We start from the raw sequence: 18,741 nt of genomic DNA, 5'->3' as shown, positions 1-18,741 counted from the left end.
TCACGCCCGTCCTGTCCATCCACCGAAACGGGACCGAGCCGCAACCGCGACTTCGCCACGCGGGCCACGCCCGGCCGGTAGCGTGCGCGACCGTGACGGACCCGGAGACCACCGACTTCATACAGACCACCCGTACGTCCTACGACACGATCGCCAAGGACTACTCCGCCGCCTACCCCGGCCTCCCCGAACGGCCGGTGGACATGTCCATGATTGCCGCGTTCGCCGCGCTGGTGAAGGCGAACGGCACCGCCCCCGTCGCCGACCTGGGCAGCGGCCCCGGCGACATCACGGCCCACCTGAACGGCCTGGGTGTCCAGACCTTCGGCATCGACCTCTCGCCCGCCATGGTCACCCTGGCCCGCGAGGCCCACCCCGCCGTCCGCTTCCACCGGGGCTCCATGACCTCCCTGGACCTGCCGGACGAGACCCTCGGCGGCATCCTCGCCCTCTACTCGATCATCCACATCCCCGACGACCACCTCCCGGCGACCTTCGCCGGCTTCCACCGCGTCCTGGTCCCCGGCGGTCACGTCCTGCTGGCCTTCCAGAAGGGCGAGTCACCCGGTCTCCACCTCACCGAACGCTTCGGCCACGAGATCGACCTGCGCTACTACTGGCGTCCCGCGTACGCGGTGGGCGACATGCTCGCCAAGGCGGGCCTGGAGGTGGCGGCGACCCTGATCCGGGAGCCGGTGGAGTCGGAGAAGTGGCCCCGGGCGTTCGTCCTGGCCCGCAAGCCGGGCTGAGCCAGGGGTGGGAAGCGGGGCGTCACTCCTGGGTGCGGCGCACGCACTCCGTGACGACGTCCCGCAGGCTGCCGGTGTCCGCCAGCAGCTCCCGCTGCTCGTCCGCGCCGTTGCCGCGCCTCAGCAACCGCTCGACGGCCTCTTCCACGGCCGCCAGGTCACCGCTGCCGACGAGCGCGTCCCGGGTGTGCGCGAGCAGTGAGTCCAGTACGGCGGGTGCCGCCCGGGGCCGCAGAGTGCCGGGATCGAGCAGTTCCCCGCCGAGCCCGGACCTCGCGGCCCGCCAGGCGGCCAGCCGGTGCAGCGCCACCCCGTGATCGACGGGTTCCCGCCCGGCCCGCCACTCCCGCGCCGCCGTCTCCACCAGCGCGCGGGCGAGGGTGGCCACGAGGACGGCGGTCTCCGCGCGCAGACAGACGTCCGCGACCCGGATCTCCACGGTCGGGTAGCGCCGGGCCAGCCGGGCGTCGAAGTACGCCATGCCCTCGTCGAGGATGACGCCGGTGGCCACCATGTCCGCCACCAGCCGGTGGTAACGCCCGGGGGAGCCGAACAGCTCGGTCGGACCGGCGGAGGGCCAGCGCGTCCACACCCGGCTGCGGTAACTGGCATAGCCGGTGTCGTTGCCCTGCCAGAAGGGCGAGTTGGCGCTGATCGCCGTGAGCACCGGCAGCCAGGGCCGGACCCGGTCCAGCACGCCGACCCCCTCGTCCTCGGACTCCACGGCAACATGCACATGGCACCCGCACACCAGCTGCTCCCGGGTGGCGATGCCGTAGTGCTCGGCCATCCACTGGTAGCGCCGGTTCACACTGATGGAAGGGCTGACGGGCAGCGGCGAAGAGGCCAGCGCGACCACGGCGGACCCGAGCTCCCCGGCGAGCCGGGCGGCCTCCTTGCGGCACCGGACGATCTCCTCCCCCAGCTCCGCCATGTCCGACTGCGGATGGGTGGCGAACTCCAGCATCTGCCCGTAGAGCTCCTTCTCGAACACGTCCTGCCCGGGATCGACCAGCGAGGCCCGGGCCAGCACGGCCGCGGCCGACGCCTGGGGCTCACCCGTCCCCGGGTCGACGAGCAGGAGCTCTTCCTCCACTCCGACGGTACGCACCTGAGGCCGCCCTCCATCCACACCGCGCCCAGCACACAACAGGCTGTCATCCCCCGACTTCCCAGACCGGGCCACGGAACACCTGCCGCCGTACCCACCCCGCCCCGCCGCCCACGACCCTCCGATCGGAGGATCCACGCCACCCAACCCACGCCCTCTGCCCCCGACGGCACACATCCACCATTCGCCACCCGCCACGCACGGCAAGGGTGACCCGACGGGTCATCGCCGAAGGCGACGCGCAGCGCCCTTGATGCCGCTCGCGGAGGCACCACACGGCAAAGAAGCGGGCGGCCCTGACGTCACTCCTCGACGAACAGTTCAGCCGCGTCCGTGACGTGCACCGCCAGCCGGGCCCAGCCTTCGAGCTGGTCCAGATCCGTGCAGGCATGCACCCGCTCACGGACCACATCACTTACCGGGATGCCACGCCATTCCAGGACCCGCAGAACCATCTCAGCGCACTGCTGAACACGCCCCTCCTCACGCCCCTCCTCACGCACCTGCTCCGCCAGCGGGTGCCGCCAGAAGTACTGCATTGCCGTCATCAGGTCCCTCCACCTCCCCTTGCGATTCCACGACCAGGAGATACGTACCCTTGTCCGTCTCCGCCCGCAACAACGTGTCCACCCGACGTTCGACCGGTTCGATCTCCGTCAGATCCACGTTCATCGCCGCGAACTCCCGCGTCTCCGGGAACGGCACCCCCAGAACCCGCTGCAACGCATGCGTCAGCAACCCCGGATCCTTCTGGAAGATCCGGTGCAACGCCTCATGCGACGACCCCACCATCACGCCACCCCCAACTCACACCACACGAACTTGCCCCGCTCCCCGAACCGGGACGACGGCTGCCAGCCCCAGCAGTCCGCACACGCCACCACCAGCCCCAGCCCCCGCCCCGCCTCATCGAGCTCTGTCACCACCCCCAACGACCCCGGTGGGTCCGGAGGCACGGGATCCGCGTCCCACGCCCCGATCCACACGACCCCCTCCCGGAAGCGCCGCACCCTCAGCGCGGCCGGCCCCTTCGTGTGCCGCACGGCATTGGAGACCAGCTCGGCGGCAAGCAGCTCCGCGGTGTCGGCGAGGCCGATCAGGCCGTGCATGGTCAGGATCAGGCGCAGGGTGCGGCGGCAGATGGTGACCGCTCTCGGGTCGTTGGGGATGGAGAGCGTGTAGTCCCAGATTTCGGGCATGCGTCATCAACTCCGGTCAGGTGAAAGGGATTTCACGCACGGTGGCATCGCCGCACGGCAGCGGTGCGGTGCACTTCCTCAGCGTGAGCAGCACATCACCGAAAGTAGGGGGCAATATTTCGATCCCGCAAGCCGGTCACGTAATCTGGCCCCGAAAGAGTCGCGCTGGAAAGCGTGTTGGGAGGCCCAGTCGGTGGCAAAGAGGATCGAGCCAACGGCACGCCAGCTGCGCTTGGCGGTCGAACTGCGCAGGTTGCGAGACGCGGCCGGACTCACCTCACGGGAGGCCGCCGTACTGCTCGGAGTCAACGCGCCGCAGATCAGCCAGATCGAGTCCGGCCTGGCCGGGGTGAGCGAGAAGCGGCTGCGAATGCTCGCCGCCAATTACTCATGCACGGACGCCGAGTTGATCGAGGCCCTGGCGGCAATGACCAAGGACCGCACACGGGGCTGGTGGGAGGAGTACCGGGAGGTGCTGCCGGCGCCCTTCCTCAACCTCGCCGAACTGGAACACCACGCCACGTTCCTCAGGGAGGCGCAGTTTCTCTACATCCCCGGCCTGCTCCAGACAGAGGACTACGCCCGCGCCGTCTACGCCTACCGCGCCCCGGAACTACCGCAGGCAGAGCTGGAGTTGCGGGTGCAGCACCGGCTGCGACGCAAGGCGGTGCTGCACCGCACGCCGTTCGACGCCATCATCCACGAGGCGGCACTGCGCATCATGGTCGGCGACCGCGCAGCCTCACGGGCCCAACTGAACGAGGTGCTGGAGGCCTCCGAGGCGGACAACGTCACGGTGCGGGTCATCCCCTTCGCCGAGGAAGGGTTCGCAGGCGCCGCAAGCGCGATGCTGTACGCGGGCGGCGCCGTATCCGGGCTGGACACCGTTGTACGAGACGGCCCCAACGGCGCCGCATACATCGACTCCGCCAATCAACTCGCCACTCTTCGAACACTCCTCCGTAAACTGGAAGCCGCGTCGCTCAACCCCGACAAGTCACGAGACTTGATCAACCGTGTGGCGAAGGATCTCTGATGCCCGTCCCCGACCGTTGGCACAAGTCGTCCTACTCAAGCTTCGGCGACGGCGACTCCTGCGTGGAGATAGCGGACTCCCCCACCCGCATATCCATCCGCGACTCCAAGGACCCCACCGCCGGCGCCCTCGCCTTCCCGCCCGCCGCCTTCACCCGGTTCCTCGACGCCCTCAAGGGCAACGCACCGCTCGCCTGACCCGGCCCCTCGGCATGCCGTCAATCCCTTTGCGTGGGCCAGCAGGTCGCCTCTAGCGTGCAAGCGCGCGGGAACCGTGCGCCACACGGATGAGGAGCAGTCGCCATGGGAACCATGGTCTCGGTGAGGGGCTGGCTGGAGTGTGACGACGAGCAGCTGGCCCAGATCAAGGAGATCGTGGAAGCGGACGATCCGGAGCTCACCTACAGCGGGGGCTGGGCCTTCCCCGCCCGGCAGTACAACAACGTCAGGTGGGCCTTCTACGGGGGCGACATCCGCGCGCTGTCCCTCGGCTGGTTCGAGGAGAGGCTGCGCCAGATCGCCCGGATCCCGGCCACCTACCAGGACGACGAGTACGACGAGAGGCCCCGGGGGCTGTTTCTGGTCGGCCATGAAGCCGACGGCATGACCGAGTGGCGGGTTCACCACGGCGGCCTGGTGATCGGCCTCCCGGCAGGGGACTACGGCTACCTCGACGCCTAGCCAGATCACGAGGTCGCAGTGGAGCGCTAGGAGGCACCGCCCTCAGCGGGCGCGTCGCCGCGTGGCTCGAAACGGTCGAGCATCTGGTCGCTCCAGGTGCGGATGACCGCCGCCTGCTCGGGAGTGAGCGAGTCGAGGAAGTGGCGGCGGATGTTGCCGGCGTGCACGAGGACGGCGCTCCGGGCGGCGCGCCGCCCCTCGGCGGTCAGCCCGATCCCCGCGCGGCGGCCGTCGGCCCCGTACTGGGTGCGCTTGACGAAGCCACGGTTCTCCATGCGTGTCAGCTGATGCGAGACGCGGCTCTTGTCCCAGTCGAGCGACTCGGAGAGCTCGCCGACGCGCAGCTCGCGGCCGGCGGCCTGCCACAGCGTCACCAGCACGCTGAACTCGGCCTTGGAGATACCGCAGTCACGCTGCAGACCACGCTCCAGCTCCCTGGTGAGCAGGCGCTGCGCACGCATCCAGGTGTCCCAGAACTCCCACTCCTCGGGTTCCAGCGCTTGAGTCTCCGCCATGCCGCAAAGGATACCGGGACCAGCGGAGTTGTCACTTCAACTCGCCGCGACCTAGAGTTGACGTGACAACTCCACCGGAAGGGGAACCATGGCACTCCGCATCGGCATCGTTCTCGGCAGCACGCGCCCCGGACGCCGGGGCGAACAGATCGCCTCCTGGGTACTCGAAGCGGCGCGCGCCCATGGCGGCGCCGACTACGAGCTGATCGATCTCGCCCACCACCGTCTCGGCAACCTCGACGAGGGCGGCAACCCGAACCTCCAGCAGTACCAGCACCCGCACACCCACGAGTGGTCCGCGTTGATCGACGGCTTCGACGGCTTCGTGTTCCTGGTCCCGGAGTACAACCACTCCTTCCCCGGCGCTCTCAAGAACGCTCTCGACTACGTGTACCGGGAGTGGAACGACAAGGCCGCAGGGATCGTCAGCTACGGCGGCCACGCCGCGGGGGTCCGGGCGGCGGAGGCGCTCCGGCTCGTCCTCGCCGAACTCCAGGTGGCCACGGTCCGCACACAGCCCGCCGTACCGCTGATCCCCACGTTCGCCAGCGGCGCCTTCGTCCCCCAGGAGGGTCTCGACACCGCCGTCCGCGGCATGCTCGACCAGGTCACCGCCTGGTCCGAAGCGCTGCGCGGCGTGCGCGAGGCCAAGGCACGGACAGCCGCGGCGGCCTGAGGCGGCCGCGGGCCTGCGCCGTCTGGAGCAGGGGCACGCCCGCGGCAAGGCCGTGATCAGGGTGGCGTGAGCAGGGGCTGGGCCGGGCTCGTCACCGCCGCCAGTCGGTGGACGTCCTTCGCCGTCCCGGTGACCCCGGAGAGGAAGCCCTGGGCGCGGGGGGACGCGTTCGCCGTCAGCCAGGCCGGGTCGATGTCGCAGACGGCCACCCGGACGCCGGTGCCGACCAGCGCCAGGGGGAGGGTGTGCACGACCGTGGAGGGGAAGCTGAGGATCGTACGGCCGATGGGGCCGCGGCGGGCGATCAGTTCCAGGGGGAGGTCCGGGCGCACTATCTCCAGGCCCGTCTCGGCCGCCAGGCGGTGGAGTTTCTCGGTGCTCTCGCGGCGGTGCGCGAAGTAGCGGGTCGCGCCGTGGGCCTTGGCAAGGGTCTGGACGGCCTCCAGGTAGCGGTCGCCGTCGACCACGCCGGTCTCCACCAGGGACGTGCCGACCATGTCCGCGCCCTTGGTGATGCGCGGCGGGCCGAAGCGGGCCCGGGTCCAGCCGAAGTCGTTCGCGGTGACCGTGACACCCCTCGGCGTCTCGGTCACGGGCATGGACGAGAAGACCTCGACGCGGCGGCGGTCGCTGGGGGTCAGCCGGCGGCGGGCGGAAGAGGAGACCGGGGCGAAGAGCAGGTCCCGGGCGCCGGGCCTGCCGCCCTTGCGATGCCAGCGGACCAGTCGCTCGCCGCGCGCCAGCTGCGCCACGAACTCCATCGTGGCCGTGCCGTCGTCGACCACGACCAGGTCGCAGGCGCGGGTGATGGTCAGGAGGAGCTGTACGTAGCGGGAGAACGGGTCACCCATCACGATGCGGTCGGCCCGGCGGAGGGGACCCGCCAGGCCGCCGATCGTCTGGAAGGGCGCGGTGGTGCCGCCCCGCGCCTCCTCCCAGCGGACCCGGTAGCCCTCGTCGCGGGCCAGGTCCGCCATGCGGCGCAGCTGGCCCCGGGTCATCGGGTCCGTCGGGGACAGGACGACGATCGTGAGTTCCGCACCGGGTGCAGATATGCCGGATGCCGAGCGCCGTACCTGGCTGGGCACGGCCGGCACCGGGTCCGCCGCCCCGCGCAGGGCGTGGACATGCGCCCACTCCAGCACGTTCAGCAACTGCACCGGACTCTCGACGAACGCGAGTGTGTGGGGGCCGGTGTTCCCGGCGCGGGGGCTCATCGACGTACGACCGTCCCGTCGTCTTAACAAACTGATCAGACCTGGACCGGCTCGCCGGCGGCCGCGGCGATCTCCGCCTCGGCGACGACACCGCTGACGCGGCGCAGCTTCTTCATCGGGCCGAGCTCGGAGTCGTAGACCTTCTTGACGCCGTCACCGAGGGACTCGGAGATGATGCGGATGTCGCGGACCAGGCGGGTCAGGCCCTGCGGCTCCACGGAGGCGGCCTGGTCGGAGCCCCACATGGCGCGGTCGAGGGTGATGTGGCGCTCGACGAAGGTGGCGCCGAGCGCGACCGCGGCGAGGGTGGTCTGCAGGCCCGTCTCGTGGCCGGAGTAGCCGATCGGCACGTTCGGGTACTCCTTCTCCAGCGTGTTGATCACGCGGAGGTTCAGCTCCTCGGCCTTGGCCGGGTAGGTCGAGGTGGCGTGGCACATGAGGATGTTCTCGCTGCCCAGGACCTCGACCGCGTGGCGGATCTGCTTCGGGGTCGACATGCCCGTGGAGAGGATGACCGAACGGCCGGTGGTGCGCAGCGCCTTCAGGAGCTCGTCGTCCGTGAGGGAGGCGGAGGCGACCTTGTGGGCGGGGACGTCGAACTTCTCCAGGAAGGCGACGGCCTCGGTGTCCCACGGGGAGGCGAACCAGTCGATGCCCCTGGTCCTGCAGTACTCGTCGATCTGGCGGTACTCGTCCTCACCGAACTCCACGCGGTGGCGGTAGTCGATGTAGGTCATGCGGCCCCAGGGGGTGTCGCGCTCGATGTCCCACTGGTCGCGCGGGGTGCAGATCTCCGGGGTGCGCTTCTGGAACTTGACGGCGTCACAGCCGGCCTCGGCGGCGACGTCGATCAGCTTGAAGGCGTTCTCCAGCTCACCGTTGTGGTTGATGCCGATCTCGCCGCAGATGTAGACGGGCTTGCCGGGGCCGACCTCACGGGAACCGAACTGGCGCAGACGGGAGTTGCTCATGACTGTGGGGTGTCCTTACTTCGGGAGGGAATCGAGAGAGGGGCCGAGGATCCAGCTGGCGATCTCTCGGATCGCGCCGTCGCCACCGGGGAGGGTGGTGACCGCGCGTGCGGCGCCGCGTACGACGTCGTGGGCGCTCGCGACCGCCACGGGCCAGCCGGCTACGGCGAAGCACGGGAGGTCATTGACGTCGTTGCCGACGTAGAGCACGCGCTCGGGAGCGATGCCCTGCTCCTCGCACCACTGCTTGAGTGCTAGGTCCTTTCGGTCGATGCCGTGCAGGACCGGGATCCGGAGTTTCCGGGCCCGGGCGGCGACGACCGGGTTCTGCTCCGTGGAGAGGATCAGCATCTTGAGCCCGCTCCTGCGCAGGGCGGCGATGCCGAGTCCGTCGCCGCGGTGCACGGAGACGAACTCCTTTCCATCGGCGTCGATCAGCACCCGGTCGTCGGTCTGGGTGCCGTCGAAGTCCAGTACCACCGCGTCGACGTCGTCGGCGGTCGGGAGCGCGCCGGGCCGGTCCGCGTCGAAGAGCGGGGCCAGGGCGCGGGCGCGCGCGAGGTCGTGCGGGTCGTCGATCTCCAGCACGCGCGCGGGGTCGGTGCGCACCAGCTCCGTGTGGCCGAAGAAGCGGTGCTGGTGCTCGCGGAAGCCGTCCGCGCGCATCGCGTAGGCGGCGCCGGTCTCCAGGAAGTCCTGCGGGCGGTCCTGGCGGCGGGGGCGGAACGACTTGTCGTGGTTGACGCCGAAGCCGCCGCTGACCGCGGCCTCGTCGGCGCCCCCGTCAGCCGGTACCGGCACCGGGGCGTGCACCTCGTCGCGCCAGACGAAGCCGTGGAAGGGGGCCACGGTCAGGGCCGTGTCGGCGCCGTTGTCGACGACCGCGCCGGCCACTCCGTCGAGGTCCTCGCGGACGATGAACGGGCTGGTGCACTGCACGAGCAGCACCACGTCGACGGAGGCGCCGTGCAGCGCCTCGTGGGCGTCCATGGCGTGCAGGACGGCGGCCTCGGAGGTGGCGGTGTCACCGGCGATGGCGGCGGGGCGCAGCACGACCTCGGCGCCGGCCGAGCGGGCGGCCGCGGCGATCGCCTGGTCGTCGGTGGAGACGACCACGTCGGTCACCAGGCGGGAGGCGACGCACTCGCGGACCGCGCGGGCGACCAGCGGGACGCCGCCCACCGGGGCGAGGTTCTTCGCGGGCACGCCCTTGGAGCCGCCCCGGGCGGGGATCACGGCGAGGACGCGGGGCACTACGGCCGCTTCGGGGTTGGGCATCGGCTCTGTTCCTTCGGCAACTGACGCTTGACGCGGGATCCGGTCGCTCACAGCTCTCCCATTCGTCGGATCACGGGGGCCACCCGCTGGACGCCGTGGCGGTAGGCGCCGCGTGCGGCCCGGCGCACGATCTGGCGGACGGGGCCCGGGGCCTTGTCGGCGGCGGGCGCGCCCGGGAGCGGGACGCCGTCGAGGCCGAGGTGGTGGCGGGCCAGGATGCCGGGCAGGTAACCGGACGCGGTCTCGGGTGTGTAGTACGGGTTCAGGGGCGGCAGCCCGCCGGGCCGTGCGAGCAGCTTCGCGATGCGTTCGCGGGCCGCGTCGAAGGCGGTGGCGTAGCTGCCGTCGGCGGCGACGCCCTGCCGTGAGACCCACTCGGCGTCGGGCACCGGGCGGTGTCCGGCGTCGAGCTGGTCCCAGGAGGCGAGGCAGCCGGAGCCGACGAAGTGGTGGTTGCCGAGCGCCTCGCGGATGCCGAGGTCGGTGAGGACCACGGTCGGGATCCGGCGGTGCAGGGACTCCAGGGCGGCCGTCGAGCTCATCGTGACCAGGAGGTCGGTGCGGTCGAGCACCTCGCCCATGTGGCCGTAGACCAGCCGGAAGTTGGCGGGCACGTCCTTGCCCTGGACCAGCTTCTGGTAAGGCAGTTCCTCGATGTGGGTGGTGTGCTCGCCGGGCTTGGAACGGAGCTTGAGCAGCACCTCCCGCTCGGGGTGCCTGCGGGCGTGCTGGATCAGCCGGTTGAGCAGGTAGGTACGGTCCTTGCGGCTGTCGGGGACCGAGGGCTGGGCGGCGAACACCACCGTGTACGGGTCGTGTTCACCTTCGTAGGGCGCCCCGCCGAGGAACGGCAGCGCGACCTCGGTCACCGACGAGGAGTCGGCGCCGACCCCGTCGTACACCGCCCGGAAACGGTCGGCGTCCTGGCGGGAGTTGGCGAGGACCAGGTCCGCGCCGTGCCGCAGCAGCAGACCGTCGGCGAGCTTCTCGTAGACGACGCCGACATAGCCGGTGACGACGACGGGCCGCTTCTCCCGGCCGGCCCAGGTGCTGCGCAGCCCGTGCAGCATGGCCTGCGTCCCGCCGCCGACGAGGGAGAGCACGAGGATGTCGTACGACTGCTGTTCCATCTCTCTGAGGAACTCGACGGCCGTCACTTCGCGGAGCGAGTCCGCGTGGACGCCGACTTCCTGGAGCTGGCGGGCGGTGGGGGTGGCACGGCCCCGCAGAAGGTAACCGTCGAGCCGGATGTCCGTATTATCAGCTTCATTGGGGATCAGGCGCTTCGCGGTGAGCGCCCCCCACTTCCACCGAGTGTCGGAATCCGCCAGGACGGCCACCCGCAGGGACTTCGTTGCACTTGCTGGCACACCGAAGACGCTAGGAAGCCATTCCGAGAATCTCCCGAACCCGAATCCAACAAAAGGTTAACAACACATCGCCGAATGGCGAATCAGCCCAGGATTGCCCGTCAAAAAGCCCTGGTTCACAGCTTCGCCACGCGTCGTTCACCTCGAATCAAGGCGGCAGTCAAGACGGAGGACGGGCGCCCGCCTAACGTCCTCCACGTGGTCAAGCTCTCCGTCATCGTGCCGTTCTACAACGTGCAGCAATACGCGCCCGACACCCTGAGGAGCCTGCGCGCGAACGCGCGTGAGGACTTCGAATTCATTCTCGTCGACGACTGCTCGACCGACGGGACACCAGAGATTCTCGCGCGAGCAGAGCGCGAGCTGCCAGGCGCGGTCCATGTCAGACACGAGCAGAACGGGGGGCTGGCCACCGCGCGCAACACCGGCATCGACAGAGCGCGCGGCGCATACGTCACCTTCCTGGACGGCGACGACTGGCTGGCACCGGGCTACTACCCGCAGCTGGTGGACGCGATCGAGTCGCTGGGCTGCGACTTCGTCCGCACCGACCATGTCCAGTGCACCGCGCGCGCCCGGGTCGTGCACCGGGTGCCGGTCGGCCGCCGCGACGTCGTGATGAACCCGCGGGACGCCATCCTGCCCGCCGACCGGTCCACCTCCGTCGACTACGCCTACGCCTGGGCGGGCGTCTACCACCGCCGGCTGGTGGACAAGGGGCTCGTGCATTTCACGGACGGGCTGCGCACGGCCGAGGACCGGCCGTGGATCTGGAAACTGCACCGGGAGGCCGGGTCCTTCGCGGCGGTGAACCTGCTCGGCGTCTTCTACCGGCGTGGCGTAGCCTCTTCACTCACACAGATCGGCGACGTCCGTCAGCTCGATTTCATTCGCGCGTTCGACCAGGTGATCGAGGAAACGGCACAGGACGCCGACGCGAAGGAACTCCTGCCGAAGGCCGTCCGCACGTATTGCGCCATCATTTCCCATCACCTGGGATCCATCGAAAGGTTCGAGCCCGCGGTGGCGAAGAAGCTGAAATCCATGAGTGCCGCGGCCCTGCGGCGCATGCCGCAGGACGTGCTGGACGAGGCCCTGGACTCCATGGACGTCCAGCGCGCCACCAAGCTGCGCCGGCTGCGCCGCCGTCCCGCCCCCGCGGGAGCCGCCGCGTGACCACCCAGATCTTCCAGGCGTCCACCCTCTACGGCACGGCCACCCTCGCCGCCGCCCTGGACTCCGGCGCCTTCCGCCCGGCCGACCGGCGCATCCTGCTGGTCTGCAACAACGCGGCGACCCCCGAGACCACCCCGGGCCTGGACGAGGCACCCGGCTTCGAGCGGCTGCGCGACCGCTTCGACGACGTGATCTCGTACAACGAGACGATCTTCCCGTTCCACCCGGGCGGCTGGGCGCCGCGCCTGGAGGACTTCCCGCTGTGGGAACGCTTCCTGCGCCACGAGTGGCAACTGGGCGACGACGACATCGAGTTCGCCGTCGAGTCGATCCAGGTCAACCCTTCGCTCAGCCTCACCCAGATCTTCACCGGCGCCCCGGTCACGGTCTACGCCGACGGCCTGATGAGCTACGGCCCGACCCGCAACAAGATCGACCCGCTGGTCGGCACCCGCGTCGACCGGGTCCTCCACCTCGATCTGGTGCCGGGCCTCAAGCCGATGCTGCTCACCGAGTTCGGCGTCCCCGGCGAGGTCGTGCCGACCGCGGCCTTCACCAAGGTGCTGGCCGAACTCGCCCCCAGCGGCGACGAGTTGCCGCCGATCGAGGAACCGGCCCTGCTGCTCGGCCAGTACCTCTCCGCGCTCGGCATCCTCTCCCCCGAGCAGGAGGAGCACCTGCACGTGCGGATGCTGAAGGGCGCCGTCGAACTCGGCCACACCACGGTCGTGTTCAAGCCGCACCCTTCCGCCCCCGCCCGGTTCGCCCGGACCCTGGAGCAGGAGGCCGAGAAGCTCAAGGTCGACCTCACGGTCCTGGACACCACGGTCCTCGCCGAGGTGCTCTACCAGCGGATGCGTCCCGCCCTGGTCGTCGGCTGCTTCTCCACCGCGCTGCTCACCGCGTCCGCGCTGTACGGCCTGCCGACCGCCCGCATCGGCACCGACACCCTCCTGGACAAGCTCACCCCGTACGAGAACAGCAACCGCGTCCCGGTCACCGTCGTCGACGCACTGCTGCCCGCCCTGTCCGACCGCAAGGCGGTCGAGGCACAGCGCCCGCGCATGAGCGTCGAGGCGCTCGGCGAGCTGATCCGCGCGGTGGGCTTCGCCATGCAGCCGAAGACCTACCCGCAGCTGCGTGCGGAGACCGAGCGTTACCTGACGAAGCATCTGAACGACACGACCATCCGTTACTTCAAGCGCAAGCGCCTGACCTCGCTCGGGCTGCCCGGCGGGGTGCCGGCACAGCTGGCGTTCCTGCCGCGCAACGCGACCGTGCGCCGGATGGCCCGCAAGGCGCGCAACCTGCGGCGGGTTGTGCGGAAGTAACCTCCGCCGAGCGCTTCGCCGGGAGCGCCGTGTCATGTCGTCTGTCTGCGGCGCCGTCGTGGCTGGTCGCGCAGTTCCCCGCGCCCCCAGGCGGCGGCTGCGCCGCCGATCCAGGGGCGGGTCCCGATCACGGGGACCCGCCCCTTCGGCATCACCGGCCCAGGATCTTCTTGATCGTGGCGCGGTTCTCCTCGGTGACCTTCCACAGCTGTTCCTGCCGGTCGTGCACGTCGGCGACGGTGCGGCTGTGGTTGTCGAGGATGCCGATCGCGCGCTCGGTGAGGATCTCGCCGAGGTTCTTCTCGTGCACCGAGACGCCCCACTCGGGCCGCTCGATGTCGTTGAGGAAGTACGCCATCTTGGGGTGCGAGATCAGCGAGACGATGGGCGTCCCGACGCCGAACGGGATCATGCCGGCGTGCCCGCGCATACCGATGACCAGGCGGGTCTTGGCGTACGTCTCACGGATCTCGTCGTTGGAGAAGTCGTACATCGGGATGACCGGCAGCGAGATGCCGTGCTCGCGGCGCAGGTCGAAGGCGATCTTCTCGTCGTCCAGGGAGTGGGCGACGCACCTGACCTCGGTGTGCTCGCCGATCTTGCGGACGGCCTTGGCCATCTCGGCGAGGAAGTGCCCGTAGTCGTGGCCGAAGCGCAGCCCCGCGCGGTCGTAGGCCGCGTTGAGCATGACCGTGTCCTCGCGGTACGCCGGGTCGGTCCAGCCGGCCACCAGCTGGCGCATGACCGTGGTGGGGCAGGGCTGGAAGACGACCTTGTCCTGGAGCTCCGGCGGGAGCATGCCGCGGACCTTGGCGATGGAGCCGTGGTTGCGCAGACCGAAGAAGGACGACTTCTCCACCAGCAGCCGCAGGCTCTCGTTGAACCGCTGGGCCCGGTAGGACTGGCCGTCGAAGGCGTTGAAGCCGACCGCGTAGATCATGATCGGGACGTCGATGGCGCGCAGGTGCTCGTCCGGGACGTTCCACTGCCAGGCGCTGTTGCCGTTGGGCATGGTGTCCGGGATGAACAGGCCGCCGCCGCCGATGACCAGGCCCCGGCGGGCGTTGACACGCTCCAGGGCGGCCTTGTCGAAGTAGCGGTGGGCGTGCACGGAGTGCCAGCGCCGGGAGGTGGTGTCCGGGCCGAAGCCGAGCCGGACGGTCTCCGGGAGCAGCTTGTCGCCCGCGTTGCCCTGCCGGTCCATGTAGAAGGCGACGTGCGCCAGCTGGTCCTCGGCGCTGCCCTGCTCCTGGGAGGGGACGGCGGCCGCGCGCTGGGCCCACAGGCGGCTGGAGCGGTGCGTGGGGTCGACGGTGAGGCCGGCGGTGGCGTACCTGAGGGCCTCGGTGTTGTCGCCGTGCACCCAGGCCATCTGGGCGAGCCGCGCGAAGGCGGTGGCGGCCCGGTTGGGGGCGGCGGAGGCGAGCAGCAGCTGCGTCCTGGCCTCGTCGTAGCGGGAGACGCTCATCAGGGCGTGGCCCAGCACCTCGTGCGGCCAGGCCTCGTCCAGCGGGATATGGACGCTGCTCATGACGTCGACGGCGTCCTGGTAGTCGCCGGCCGCGATGTGCGCGGCGGCCACCTTGCGGGCGATCTCGACGTCACCGGTGCGCTTGACGTGCGGGGTGCCGAAGTGGACGACCAGGTCGTGGTGGAGGCCGCCGGAGGAGGCGAAGTAGGCCGCGTGGAACTCGGCGTCGGTCATCTCGAACTCGCGCCAGCGGTCCTCGGCCTGCGCGTAACCGGACTCGCCGCCCTGCCAGGGCTTGTGGCGCCCGGTGAAGTGCAGGATCTTCGTGTCATCGGGGACCGGGAGGTCGCCGGAGAGCCGCCGCTTGACGAAGTTGTACTTGGCGTCGAGGCGGACGAAGTCGCCGTCCAGGACGGCGTTCAGGATGCCCTGGTCGTGCTTGTCCAGCTCGTAGTCGCCGCTGCGGCCGGTCTTGTCGATCCTCGCGCAGAACTCGTCGGACAGGTACTCCTTCTGGATCACCAGAAGACCGGAGTTCAGCTTGTGCTGGCCGTAGAAGAACTGCGGGACGGCCGCGAGCCCCTCGCGCAGCTCCAGGAGCTCGCCGAGACCACCGAGGACGACCATGTCGGTGTCCAGGGTGATGATCGTGTCGTAGTCGCGCAGCCGGAAGATGTCGAGGATGAAGTACGCCTTGCGGACCAGGTAGTTGTCCTGGTCGCCCTTGACGTACGAGTCGTAGTGCGTGTCGTTGACCCGCTGGAGCACGATGCGCGGGTGCAGGGCGCGGATCTTGGCGATGGACGCCGGGCGCAGGTCGTCGTAGAGCACGACGAAGTCCTCGCAGACGCCCGGGTTGGTCAGGGCGAGGCTGCGCAGCAGGACCAGGAAGCCGGGCAGGTAGTTCTCGTCCACGTAGGACGCGAACGCGATCCGGCGCTTCTTGGTGAGAGCGCTGGCGTCGGTGTTCGGTATCGCCGAGGTGAAGGTGGTCGTCATCGCAGGGAGATCCTCATGTCGGTCACGCTCTGGGCCCGCTGCATGACCCAATCCTTCTCGCTGGTGTATTCGTGCACGGAGGTGATGGCCAGCTTCATGGCCTCCTGCACGCGGTAGGCGCCGCTCTCGTAGAAGTCGAAGCCGATCAGGTCCAGGGTCGGGCTGACGTCCAGGAAGTCCAGCAGCCACAGCATGTTGAACCCGGAGGTGGGGATGCCCGACCAGGTGTCGGTGCTGATCTGCCCGATGTTCCGCATCGGCCAGCGCAGCGACTCGTCGCCGAGGTACTTCTGGGCGCCGGGCACCAGCTTGTTGCGCAGCGAGTGCTTCCAGTCGCCCGAGACGCCGCCGAAGATCAGCCGGGTGGTCACCGGCTTCTCCCAGTTGAAGGCGTGCTTGTGGATGCTGACGTGGATGTCGGTGCGCTCGCCGGTGTGCTTCGGGTCGATCTTGTACGAGTTGAAGCGCACGACCAGGTCGTAGTCGTCGATCTGCTTGCCGATGCCACTGGCGCCCACCCGGCCCGAGTTGGCGATCAGGCAGACGGACTTGCCGGCGATCTGGTTGCGGAACTCGCCGAGGCTGATCCACTGCACGCCGTCGACGGTCGGGTTGGCGACCGGGCCGCGCATCCGGACCCGGCGCTGCTCGGCGTAGAGCGCGACGGCCTCGGCGAGACCGGCGTCGTTGCCCTCGGCCAGACGCAGGTCCAGGTACTGGCTGAGCAGCTCCTGCCGGTCGTTGACCGGTGCCTCGTCCTCGGCGAGGGCGAGCAGCGCGCCGACCAGGCGGGGCTCGGCGGCCCGCCAGTCGCCGGCGGCCTGCAGGGCGAGGCCCTCGGCCCAGGTGGCGGTGGCGGGCCCGCGGACGTGGTCGGCGGCGGCCGGGACCTGGCGCTTGAGGAGGGCGAGGAGTTCGCCTTCGCGTTCGGCGGCGCGGCGCATGCCGGAGATCCGGTTGGCGACGCCGAAGCCGTCGTCGGTGGTGAGTTCGAGGTAGCGCTCGTAGGCCTCGACGGCCTCGCGCTCCTCGCCGAGGCCCTCCAGGATGCGGGCGCGCAGCCGCCAGCCGGCGCGGGAGTTCTTGCGCTGGGCGAGGACGGTGTCGCTGATCACCAGGGCGAGGTTCAGCTCGTCGTTGTAACCGCACTCCAGGGCCTTGTTGGCGACCGCGAGCAGAGCGTCCAGCAGGTCGTTGTTGATCCCGCCCGAGGGGCTCGCCGCGCCCTTGACGGCGCGCTTGAGGAGCGCCGTCGCACCGCCGGCCGAGGCGGGGGCGGGTGCGGTGGTGCCTTCCATGGCGACCACCACCAGCAACTTGCGCAGCTGTTCCGCCAGTTCCGCGCGCCGGCGGTCGAGGCTGCCGACCACTTTGCCGCTGTGCACGGCGCAGGCGTGCAGGCAGTCGTCCAGCTCCCCTCCGCGCGCAGGTGCCCGCCTGTTCTGGACCCTCGTCATAGCTCTCCTGATTTTGCCAAGCAAAGCTTGTGTAACGGCTGTGTGTGGTGGGATGACCCGCACCGGGGGGATGGATGGAGAAACTAGGAAGCCAAAACGACTGTATGGTTAACGAACCCCAAAGGGTAAGAGAATGGTTAGCAGGTTCACCGCACACTTTCTATGATTCCCCCAGGTGACGGTATGGGACTTCCCACGTCCCGGGGACTTCGCGAACAGATCGGATGATTAGCGGTCCGGCCTCGGGTAGGCGTCTCGGACCATGTCACTCGCGACCCCCACCCTGGCGCCCTCGCCTGCGAAGATCCCGGTCGTCCCGGCCCCACCCGGGCACTCCCGCACCCGACTTCTCGCCCTCGACGGACTGCGGCTCGCCGCCGCCCTGATGGTCTGCCTCTACCACTACGCCGGACGCGGCGGAGTCGTCTCCGCGTCCTGGCACCAGAACCCCGAGCACGTCTTCCCGACCCTGTCCCGGGGGGCCGTCTACGGCTGTCTCGGCGTCGAGTTCTTCTTCGTCATCAGCGGTTTCGTGATCTGCATGAGCAGTTGGGGCCGCACCCTCGGCGACTTCTTCCGCTCCCGCGTCGCCCGCCTCTACCCCGCCTACTGGGTCGCCCTGGTGCTGGTCACCGGGGCGTCCCTGGTGCTGCCTGCGGTCGTGCACGCGGTGCGGCCCGACGAGTTCCTGGTCAACCTGACGATGCTGCAACAGCCCATGGGCGTACCGCGCGTGCTCGGCGTCTGCTGGACGCTCTGGGTCGAGGTCCGCTTCTACGCCCTGTTCGCACTGGCCGTCGTCCTGCCGGGGGTCACCTACCGCAGGGTGGTGCTGTTCTGCTCGGTGTGGACCCTGGCCGCCGTGCTGTCCACCGCGGCCGGCGACGGATCCTGGGCCGAGCTGGTCGTCATGGACCAGTACGCCCCGTACTTCATCGGCGGCCTGGCCCTCTACCTCGTCCACCGCTTCGGCAACCAGCTGCTGCCCTGGGGCATCGTGGCGCTGTCCTGGATCCTCGGGCTGCGCACGGCCACCGAGGGGCTGTGGCACCCGGGCGCGCCCCGCGACCCCTACGTCGTGATGGTCGTCGTCACCCTGGCGTTCGCCGCGGTCGCGGCGGTGGCGGCGGGCTGGACGCGCTGGGCGGCCTGGCCCTGGCTGACCACGGCCGGGGCGCTGACCTACCCCTTCTACCTGGTCCACGAACACATCGGATGGTTCGTGATCCGGGTGCTGCACCGGGCGTGGGGAATCCCGCCATGGCCGACCCTGCTGATCACCCTGTCCGGGATGCTCGGACTGGCCTGGCTGATCCACCGTTTCGTGGAGACGCCGTTCGGGCCGCGACTGAAAAGGGCCCTTAAGGCGTCCTGATTCGTTTGTGATTCACCTCCCGTTCACTTGGCGAAATTGGCCCGTCGTTCACCTCTCGGTCGCTTTCGGAGGTGTACGGCGGGCAGGCACCGTAGAGCCCTGCCGGGCACAGGTTTCCCGCAGGGTATCC

General features: G+C 69.8%; 17 protein-coding genes and 1 pseudogene. 8 read left to right on the top strand and 10 right to left on the bottom strand.

Features of this window, described 5'->3' with window-relative positions; translation table 11 throughout:
- Positions 1–92 precede the first annotated feature (92 nt).
- Positions 93–749: a class I SAM-dependent DNA methyltransferase gene (locus OHB00_RS31850; RefSeq protein ID WP_406439811.1), complete on the top strand. Its 657-nt coding sequence runs from the start codon at positions 93–95 to the stop codon at positions 747–749.
- 22 nt (positions 750–771) lie between these two features.
- On the opposite strand, the gene OHB00_RS31845 is transcribed toward OHB00_RS31850, so the two are convergent.
- From OHB00_RS31845 to OHB00_RS31835, 3 genes and pseudogenes are all read right to left on the bottom strand, one after another.
- A complete protein-coding gene (locus OHB00_RS31845) occupies positions 772–1,860 on the bottom strand; it encodes a glutamate--cysteine ligase (protein ID WP_406439809.1) in 1,089 nt (362 codons plus the stop codon).
- A gap of 302 nt (positions 1,861–2,162) precedes the next feature.
- A pseudogene (locus OHB00_RS31840) lies at positions 2,163–2,652 on the bottom strand (hypothetical protein).
- Positions 2,652–3,059, bottom strand: coding sequence for an ATP-binding protein (locus OHB00_RS31835; RefSeq protein WP_406439808.1), 408 nt, complete (start codon positions 3,057–3,059; stop codon positions 2,652–2,654). Before OHB00_RS31835 ends, OHB00_RS31840 begins: the two are co-directional and overlap by 1 nt.
- Before the next feature lie 193 nt (positions 3,060–3,252).
- On the opposite strand from OHB00_RS31835, the gene OHB00_RS31830 reads away from it, so the two are divergent.
- From OHB00_RS31830 to OHB00_RS31820, 3 genes are all read left to right on the top strand, one after another.
- Entirely contained in the window at positions 3,253–4,095 is an 843-nt protein-coding gene (locus OHB00_RS31830; RefSeq protein WP_406446077.1) for a helix-turn-helix domain-containing protein, read from the top strand.
- A complete protein-coding gene (locus OHB00_RS31825; RefSeq protein ID WP_406439806.1) occupies positions 4,095–4,292 on the top strand; it encodes a DUF397 domain-containing protein in 198 nt (65 codons plus the stop codon). Before OHB00_RS31830 ends, OHB00_RS31825 begins: the two co-directional genes overlap by 1 nt.
- Positions 4,293–4,397: 105 nt before the next feature.
- Positions 4,398–4,775, top strand: coding sequence for a hypothetical protein (locus OHB00_RS31820; RefSeq protein ID WP_406439804.1), 378 nt, complete (start codon positions 4,398–4,400; stop codon positions 4,773–4,775).
- Between the two features lie 26 nt (positions 4,776–4,801).
- Here the strand turns inward: OHB00_RS31820 and OHB00_RS31815 are convergent, their stop codons facing one another.
- Positions 4,802–5,290 carry a MarR family winged helix-turn-helix transcriptional regulator gene (locus tag OHB00_RS31815; protein WP_406439802.1) on the bottom strand — a complete coding sequence of 163 codons (489 nt, stop codon included), beginning with the start codon at positions 5,288–5,290 and terminating at the stop codon, positions 4,802–4,804.
- 88 nt (positions 5,291–5,378) lie between these two features.
- Here OHB00_RS31815 and OHB00_RS31810 point away from each other — a divergent pair, with 88 nt between their 5' ends.
- Positions 5,379–5,966 (top strand): NADPH-dependent FMN reductase, encoded by a 588-nt coding sequence (locus tag OHB00_RS31810; RefSeq protein WP_406439801.1) that lies wholly within the window; start codon positions 5,379–5,381, stop codon positions 5,964–5,966.
- Between the two features lie 56 nt (positions 5,967–6,022).
- On the opposite strand, the gene OHB00_RS31805 is transcribed toward OHB00_RS31810, so the two are convergent.
- From OHB00_RS31805 to OHB00_RS31790, 4 genes are read right to left on the bottom strand one after another with little or no spacing between them, the layout of a single operon-like run.
- Entirely contained in the window at positions 6,023–7,183 is a 1,161-nt protein-coding gene (locus tag OHB00_RS31805) for a hypothetical protein (RefSeq protein WP_406439800.1), read from the bottom strand.
- A 35-nt stretch (positions 7,184–7,218) separates the two neighbouring features.
- Positions 7,219–8,154 carry an N-acetylneuraminate synthase family protein gene (locus tag OHB00_RS31800; RefSeq protein WP_406439798.1) on the bottom strand — a complete coding sequence of 312 codons (936 nt, stop codon included), beginning with the start codon at positions 8,152–8,154 and terminating at the stop codon, positions 7,219–7,221.
- Between the two features lie 15 nt (positions 8,155–8,169).
- Positions 8,170–9,432 (bottom strand): cytidylyltransferase domain-containing protein, encoded by a 1,263-nt coding sequence (locus OHB00_RS31795; RefSeq protein ID WP_406439796.1) that lies wholly within the window; start codon positions 9,430–9,432, stop codon positions 8,170–8,172.
- 47 nt (positions 9,433–9,479) lie between these two features.
- Positions 9,480–10,802, bottom strand: coding sequence for a DUF6716 putative glycosyltransferase (locus OHB00_RS31790; RefSeq protein WP_406439794.1), 1,323 nt, complete (start codon positions 10,800–10,802; stop codon positions 9,480–9,482).
- Between the two features lie 198 nt (positions 10,803–11,000).
- Between OHB00_RS31790 and OHB00_RS31785 the strand changes: the two genes are divergently transcribed.
- Both OHB00_RS31785 and OHB00_RS31780 read left to right on the top strand, forming a co-directional pair.
- Positions 11,001–11,978 (top strand): glycosyltransferase family 2 protein, encoded by a 978-nt coding sequence (locus OHB00_RS31785; RefSeq protein WP_406446075.1) that lies wholly within the window; start codon positions 11,001–11,003, stop codon positions 11,976–11,978.
- A complete protein-coding gene (locus tag OHB00_RS31780; RefSeq protein WP_406439792.1) occupies positions 11,975–13,309 on the top strand; it encodes a polysialyltransferase family glycosyltransferase in 1,335 nt (444 codons plus the stop codon). The genes OHB00_RS31785 and OHB00_RS31780 overlap by 4 nt, the downstream gene beginning before the upstream one ends.
- Before the next feature lie 151 nt (positions 13,310–13,460).
- Here OHB00_RS31780 and OHB00_RS31775 read toward each other — a convergent pair whose 3' ends face one another.
- Both OHB00_RS31775 and OHB00_RS31770 read right to left on the bottom strand, forming a co-directional pair.
- Positions 13,461–15,779: a glycosyltransferase gene (locus tag OHB00_RS31775; RefSeq protein WP_406439790.1), complete on the bottom strand. Its 2,319-nt coding sequence runs from the start codon at positions 15,777–15,779 to the stop codon at positions 13,461–13,463.
- Positions 15,776–17,236, bottom strand: a complete 1,461-nt coding sequence (locus OHB00_RS31770; protein WP_406439788.1) for a glycosyltransferase family 29 protein — start codon at positions 17,234–17,236, stop codon at positions 15,776–15,778. The genes OHB00_RS31775 and OHB00_RS31770 overlap by 4 nt, the downstream gene beginning before the upstream one ends.
- Before the next feature lie 262 nt (positions 17,237–17,498).
- Between OHB00_RS31770 and OHB00_RS31765 the strand changes: the two genes are divergently transcribed.
- A complete protein-coding gene (locus OHB00_RS31765) occupies positions 17,499–18,611 on the top strand; it encodes an acyltransferase family protein (RefSeq protein ID WP_406439786.1) in 1,113 nt (370 codons plus the stop codon).
- Positions 18,612–18,741 lie beyond the last annotated feature (130 nt).

The sequence above is a fragment of the Streptomyces sp. NBC_00631 genome (genome assembly GCF_045206895.1).
Taxonomy (GTDB): domain Bacteria; phylum Actinomycetota; class Actinomycetes; order Streptomycetales; family Streptomycetaceae; genus Streptomyces.
Note: the sequence above shows the minus strand (reverse complement) of the source record. Positions and strands in the feature narration are given on the sequence as shown.